The sequence below is a fragment of the Micromonospora sp. NPDC004336 genome (assembly GCF_053602615.1).
In genome coordinates this window covers 24,189-30,995 of sequence record NZ_JBSGDY010000061.1, presented here as the reverse complement: position 1 = coordinate 30,995, position 6,807 = coordinate 24,189, and the positions used below count along the sequence as shown (strand labels likewise).

Genomic DNA, 6,807 nt, shown 5'->3' with positions numbered 1-6,807 from the left:
CCCGCCGGCCCCGCTCTGGGGCCGGCGGGCGCCGGCGCGTTCACCCCGAATTCATACGGCATCCACATCCCGCGCACAGGTGGGCCGGTTTGGCTGGCGCCTGACCTCGTCCACCTGTCCGAGATCGGCTGCCACCATGCCCTTTCCGCTCCGTGCCCGTCCCCTGCCGTCCGCCGGTGTCGTTGGGAGGGAACCCCCGGATCCGGGCGGCCCGCCGCCGGCGGGCGGGGACGCCGAGCGGGCCGGGCACGCCCTGCGGGCGCCGAGCAGGCTGCACGCCTTCAACCGGTACGAGATCAAGTACCTGGTGGACGACGCCACCGCGCGGGCCCTGCGGGACGAGTTCGCGGCCCGGATGGAGCGGGACAGCCACGGCGACACCGGCGGGTACGGCGTCTGGAGCGTCTACTACGACACCACCGGGCTCCGCTTCTACTGGGAGAAGATCGAGGGCCTGAGGTTCCGCCGCAAGCTGCGGATCCGCCACTACGGCGACCGCTTCGCCGTCACCGACGACACCACGGTGTACGTCGAGATCAAGCAGCGGGTCAACCGGGTCACCCAGAAGCGCCGGATCGCCCTGCCGTACCGGCTCGCCCGTGAGCTGTGCGACCGCCGGGTGCCGGTCGACCACGACGGCTGCCCGCCCGCCTTCGTCGAGGAGGTGCTCGAACTGGTCGCCGGCCTCGACCTGCGGCCGGTCGCGATGACCGGCTACCAGCGGGAGGCGTTCGTCGGGCGCGACGCCGACGTCGGGCTGCGCGTCACCCTCGACCACCGGGTCCGGGGCCGCGACCGCGACTTCCACCTGGGCGCCGACGCCGAGAACCGGCTGATCGTGCCGGCGAAGCTGACGGTGGTGGAGGTCAAGGCCAACGAGCGGGTGCCGCACTGGCTCACCGACCTGGCCGTCCGCTCCGACATGTCGGTCGTCCGGATGTCCAAGTACTGCCAGAGCGTCGAGGCGTTCGGCCGGGCGCCCCGATCCGTCTTCCACGTCGCCGACGACGATCCCGCCGCCGGCCTTTCGTCCCACGTCCCCACCGTCACGAGCGAGGCCTAGCACCATGGACTTCACCTTCCAGGACCTGTCCGGCACCTTCAGCGTCGCCGACATCGCCGTCGCCCTGTCGCTGTCCTTCGTGCTCAGCGCGGCGATAGGCTGGGTCTACCGGTTCACCCACCGCAACGTGTCGTACAGCCAGTCGTACGTGCAGACGCTCGTCGTCCTCGGCATGCTGATCTCGCTGATCATGCTGGTGGTCGGGTCGAACATCGCCCGCGCCTTCGCGCTGGTCGGCGCGCTGTCCGTGGTGCGCTTCCGCAACGCGATCAAGGAGACCCGCGACGTCGGCTTCATCTTCCTGGTCATGGGCGTCGGCATGGCCTGCGGCACCCGCTTCTACACCCTCGCCGTCGTCGCGGCCGTCGCGATCGGACTGGTGATCCTCGTGATGTACCGCTTCAACTGGTTCGCCTCCCAGGTGCAGCGGCAGGTGGTCAAGGTGCAGGTCCCGCCGGACGGCGGCCACACGGAGGCCATCCAGGACGTGCTGATCCGCCTCACCAGCGAGTTCGAGCTGGTCAGCATGGAGACGATCCGCGGCGGCGCGCTGACCGAGATCATGTACACGGTGCGCCTGCGCAAGGGCCGCGAGCCGGGCGAACTGGTCGCGGCCCTCAGCGAGCGCACGTCCGGCCAGCGGGTGACGGTGCTGACCGGCTACGACCAGACGGACCTGTGATGCCGGCGCCCGCCGCCGGCCCGGGGCGCCGCCTGCTGCGCCGGGTCCCGGTCCGCGTCCGGCAGCACTGGAGGCTGCTGGCCGGCTGCGTCGCGTTCCTGACCGTCCTGACGGTGGTGTTCAGCACGGTGCGGGTGCAGCCGTACGTCACCGGCGGCGGCGGTCGCGGCGGCGACGAGGTCACCCACGACATCGCCGGCTCGCGGGCGCTGTTCGACGCGACGGTCGCGCACGACATCTCGCTGACGTTCCGCGACGCGGACTACGAGCGAATGGTCGACGCGTTCGCCAAGGAGGGCGAGAAGGAGTACGTCGAGGCCGACCTGACCATCGACGGCACCACGATCCCGAGCGTGGGGATCCGCCTCAAGGGCAACTCGACCCTGGCCGGGATGACCCGCGGCGGCGAGTCCATCGGCGGCCGGCCCGGCGGGCAGGGCGGCCCGGCCGCCGGGGGCGACGCCGGGGTGGGCCGGCCGGGCCGGGGCGACGCCGGTCGACCGGCCGGGGCACCACAGGGTGGCGGTCCGGCCGCCGGTGGGGCGCCGCAGGGTGGCGGTCCGGCCGCCGGCGGGGCGCCGCAGGGCGGCGGCGGGCGTACCTCGCTCAAGGCCGAGGAGCCGGAGACGCTGCCGTGGCTGATCCGGTTCGACGAGTTCGTGGCGGGCCGCCGGTACCAGGGGCACCGGGAGATCGCCGTCCGCGTCGGCGGCATGGGCGGCGGCTCGACCGTGCTCAACGAGGCGGTCTCCCTGCGCCTGCTCGCCGACGCCGGGGAGGCGGCGCCGGGCTACGCGTACACCCGGTTCGTGGTCAACGACCGGCCGGCCGTGGCCCGGCTGGTCGTCGAGCACCCGGACGCGACCTTCGCCGACGACCTCGGCGACGACGGGGTGCTCTACAAGGCGCTGGCCACCGGCCGCTTCGCCGACCAGGGCGACGACCCGACCGACTACCAGGACGACTTCCGCCAGGTCACCGCCAAGGGCAGCCGGGACCTCCAGCCGGTCATCGACCTGGTGCGCTGGGTGGCGGACAGCAGCGACGCCGAGTTCGACGCGCACCTGGCGGACCACGTCGACGTCGAGTCCTTCGCCCGCTACGTGGCCTGGCAGAACCTGCTGCTCAACTTCGACGACATGGCGGGCCCCGGGCGCAACTACTACCTCTGGTACGACCTGGCGACGAAGCGGTTCACCGTCGTCGGCTGGGACTACAACCTCACCTTCACCGGCAACGCCGGCCAGGGGCCGCACGACGCGGGCCGGATGGGTGGCGGGGCGCCGCCGGCCGGCGGGCAGCCGCCCGAGGGCGTACCGGTCCCGGGTGGCGCGCGCCCGCCGGCCGGCGCGGCGGTGCCCGGTGGCGACGCGGGCGCCGGTCGCGGCGGCGGCAACCGCCTCAAGGAGCGGTTCCTGGCCAGCTCCGCGTTCAAGGCCGGCTACGAGGAGGCGTACCGGGAGCTGTACCGGCAGGCGTACGCCGGCGGCGCGGCGCTGGCCGCGGTGGACGAGCTGGCCGCGGTGGTGTCGACCGTCGACGGCCACGACGCGCAGGCGGTCGGCACCGAGGCGGAGCGGCTGCGCACGCTGATCCGCGAGCGGACGTCCCGCCTGGCCGCCGACCAGGTCGTCGCCGGAAGTTGACCGCCCGGCCCGGGCGGGTGGCGCCGGAAGTCGGCACCGCTCCCCCGGGCCGGCCCGCCCGCGCTATCCCGGGGTCAGCCGCACCCGGCGCAGCAGTTGCGCGTTGGCCGCCACCACGATCGTGGAGGCGGACATCAGCACCGCCGCCACGGCCGGGCTGAGCGCGACGCCGGCCCAGGCCAGGACGCCCGCCGCCAGCGGGATCGCCACCACGTTGTAGCCGGCGGCCCAGGCCAGGTTCTGGATCATCTTCCGGTACGACGCCCGGGACAGCCGGAGCACGCCGGCGACGCCGCGCGGGTCGGAGGAGGCCAGGATGACCCCGGCCGACTCGATCGCCACGTCCGTGCCGGCCCCGATCGCCACGCCCACGTCGGCGCGGGCCAGGGCGGGGGCGTCGTTGACGCCGTCGCCGACCATCGCCACCGTCAGCCCGCGCGCCTGGAGGTCGGCCACGGCCCGGTCCTTGTCGGCGGGAAGCACCTCGGCGAAGACCTCGTCGATCCCCCGCCGGAAGCCCAGGTCGGCGGCGACCGCCTCGGCGACCGGCCGGGCGTCACCGGTGATCATCGCGATGGTCCGCACGCCCTGCTCGCGCAGCTCGGCGATGGCCGCGCGAGCCTCCGGGCGGACCTCGTCCTCCAGCGCGAACGCGCCCACCGCCGCCGGCGGGCCGGTGGCCGGCAGCCGGACGAGGTGCAGCACCGCCGCGCCCCGCGACGACCAGTCCCGGGTCACGGCGGCGAGGTCGTCCGGGACGGTGGCACCGAGCTCGCGCACCAGGGCCGGGCCGCCGACCGCCCAGGCGGTGCCGTCGACGACGGCCTGTACGCCCCGGCCGGGCAGGGACCGGAAGTCCCGGGCGACCGCCGCCAGCCCCCGGTCCCGCGCGACCGCCACCAGGGCGCGGGCGAGCGGGTGCTCGCTGTCGGCCTCGACCGCCCCGGCGATCCGCAGCACCTCGTCCTCGCCGGCGCCGCCGGTGGCGGCCGTGGCGGTGACCGTGTGGGCGCCCCTGGTCAGGGTGCCGGTCTTGTCGAACAGCACCGCGTCGACCGTGCGCATCCGTTCCAGGGCGAGCCGGTCCTTGACCAGGATGCCGGCCTTGGCCGACACCGCCGTGGAGAGGGCGACCACCAGCGGGATGGCCAGCCCGAGCGCGTGCGGGCAGGCGATCACCAGCACCGTGACCGACCGCACCACCGACTGGTCCGGGTCGCCCAGCGCCCACCAGGCGGCGAAGGTGACCAACGCGGCGGCGGCGGCGACGTAGAACAGCGTCGCGGCGAACCGGTCGGCGAGGACCTGGGCCCGGCCGCTGGACGCCTGCGCCTCGGCGACGAGCCGGCCGATGCCGGCCAGCGCCGTGTCCTCGCCGACCGCGTCGACCCGGACCCGCAGCGCGGAGTCGGTGGCCACCGTGCCGGCCACCACCCGGTCGCCGACACCGCGCGGCACCGGCCGGGACTCCCCCGTGATCATCGACTCGTCCAGCTCGGCGGCGCCGTCGACGATCGAGCCGTCGGCCGGCACCCGGCCCCCGGAGCGGACCAGCACCACGTCGCCCACCCGCAGCTCCCCCAACGGCACGCGCCGCGCGACGCCGTCGTCGCCGATCCGCTCGGCGTCGTCGGGCAGCAGCGCGGCCAGGGCGGCGAGGGCGCCGCGCGCCTGGCCGATCGCCTTCATCTCCTGCCAGTGCCCGAGCAGCATGATGGTCACCAGCGCCGCCAGCTCCCACCAGAAGTCCAGGTCGAACGCGCCCAGCCGGGTCGCCAGCGAGGCGACGTACGCCACGGTGATCGCCATCGACACCAGCAGCATCATCCCGGGGGCGCGGTCGCGGACCTCCCGTACGGCTCCCACCAGGAACGGCCAGCCGCCGTAGAAGAAGACCACGGAGCCGAGGACCGGCCCGACCCAGCCCGTGCCCGGGAAATCCAGGGTGTAGCCGAACCAGCCCATCACCATGTCGCTGGTCAGCACGATCGGGACGGTGAGGGCGAGGCACAGCCAGAACCTGCGCCGGAACTGCTCCGGATCGTGTCCGGCATGCTTGTCGTGCCCGCCGTGGCCGCCGGCCGGGCCGGGCGCGGCGGGCCGGCCGGGATCGGCGCGGAACGGCCGTGAGAACACTCCGACCCCCGTTTCCGGCCCCGCCCCAACCGGGCCATCGGCCCGCCAGCCGGTCGGCGCCCGGGACGGGCGTCCGGCGCGCGCTCGGTGGGGCCGCAGGGACCACTGTAGGAGAGGCGGAGGTCACCGGGCCGGCGATCGCCCCGATCGGCGGGACGCCTACCGCGACGGGCCACCCGCCAGCCGGCGGCGTCAGCGCCGGCTCACCGCCACGCGGTCTCCTCCGCCACCTGTACGCGGTCGAGCAGCGGCCGCCACCAGCTATCGTGCTGCCGGTACCAGGCGACCGTCTCGGTCAGCCCGGCGTCGAACCCGATCGTCGGGGCCCAGCCCAGCTCGCCCCGCAGCTTGCCGGAGTCGAGCAGGTAGCGGCGGTCGTGCGAGGGGCGGTCGGGCACCCGCCGCTTCAGCTCCGGGCCGAGGCCCAGCTCCGCGAGCACGGCGTCGGCGAGCGTCTCGACGTCGACCTCCACGCCGCTGCCGACGTTGTACGTCTCCCCCAGCCGGCCGTGCAGCAGCACCGCCTCGACCGCCCGGCAGTGGTCGGCCACGTGCAGCCACTCCCGGCGGTTACGGCTGGAGGCGTAGACCGGCAGCGGCAGCCCGCGCAGCGCGTGCGTGACGAACAGCGGGATGACCTTCTCGGGAAACTGGTACGGCCCGTAGTTGTTGGCGCAGGTCGTGATCGTGAACGGGATCCCGTAGGTGTGGCCGAAGGCGCGCACCGCGTGGTCGCCCCCGGCCTTCGCGGCGTTGTACGGGGTGCGCGGCCGGTAGGGCGACTCCTCGGTGAAGGCGCCGGGGTCGTCGAGCGCCATGTCCCCGTACACCTCGCAGGTGGAGATCTGGTGGAAGCGGATCCCGTCGCGGCCGACCCGCCGGACGGCCTCCATGAGGGCGACGGGGCCCAGCACGTTCGTCTCGAAGAAGGCCGTCGGGCCGAGCACGGCCCGGGAGTTGTGCGACTCGGCGGCGAAGTTCACCACCACGTCGACGCCGTGCTCGCGCAGCACCCGCTCCACGGTCGGCTGGTCCCGGATGTCGCCCCGTACGAAGGTGACCGGGTCGTCGAGGTCGGCGAGGTTGGTCAGCGTGCCGGAATAGGTCAGCAGGTCGAAGGCGACCACCCGGTCACGGGGGTGGGCCCGGCGCCAGTGCCGGACGAAGTTGGAACCGATGAAGCCCGCCGCGCCCGTGACGAGAATCGTGCTCACTGTTGTCTCCTGCCCTCGCCGGCCGCCCCGGGTGGCCTGCGTCGGCGGCGTCCGGCCCGTCGTCTG

Annotated in this window: 5 protein-coding genes; 3 read left to right on the top strand and 2 right to left on the bottom strand. The window is 74.5% G+C overall.

The features are described 5' to 3' along the window. Positions 1-136: 136 nt before the first annotated feature. From ACWENR_RS15485 to ACWENR_RS15475, 3 genes are read left to right on the top strand one after another with little or no spacing between them, the layout of a single operon-like run. Positions 137-1,063 carry a VTC domain-containing protein gene (locus tag ACWENR_RS15485; protein ID WP_452277655.1) on the top strand — a complete coding sequence of 309 codons (927 nt, stop codon included), beginning with the start codon at positions 137-139 and terminating at the stop codon, positions 1,061-1,063. Between the two features lie 4 nt (positions 1,064-1,067). Further along, positions 1,068-1,745 carry a DUF4956 domain-containing protein gene (locus ACWENR_RS15480; RefSeq protein WP_452277654.1) on the top strand — a complete coding sequence of 226 codons (678 nt, stop codon included), beginning with the start codon at positions 1,068-1,070 and terminating at the stop codon, positions 1,743-1,745. Continuing rightward, positions 1,745-3,391, top strand: a complete 1,647-nt coding sequence (locus ACWENR_RS15475; RefSeq protein ID WP_452277653.1) for a CotH kinase family protein — start codon at positions 1,745-1,747, stop codon at positions 3,389-3,391. The genes ACWENR_RS15480 and ACWENR_RS15475 overlap by 1 nt, the downstream gene beginning before the upstream one ends. Positions 3,392-3,454: 63 nt before the next feature. Here the strand turns inward: ACWENR_RS15475 and ACWENR_RS15470 are convergent, their stop codons facing one another. Together ACWENR_RS15470 and rfbB are read right to left on the bottom strand one after the other, a co-directional pair. After that, entirely contained in the window at positions 3,455-5,527 is a 2,073-nt protein-coding gene (locus tag ACWENR_RS15470; protein WP_452277652.1) for a heavy metal translocating P-type ATPase, read from the bottom strand. A gap of 203 nt (positions 5,528-5,730) precedes the next feature. Further along, on the bottom strand, positions 5,731-6,741 hold the full coding sequence (rfbB, locus tag ACWENR_RS15465) for a dTDP-glucose 4,6-dehydratase (protein ID WP_452277651.1): 1,011 nt from the start codon (positions 6,739-6,741) through the stop codon (positions 5,731-5,733). Positions 6,742-6,807: the final 66 nt, after the last annotated feature.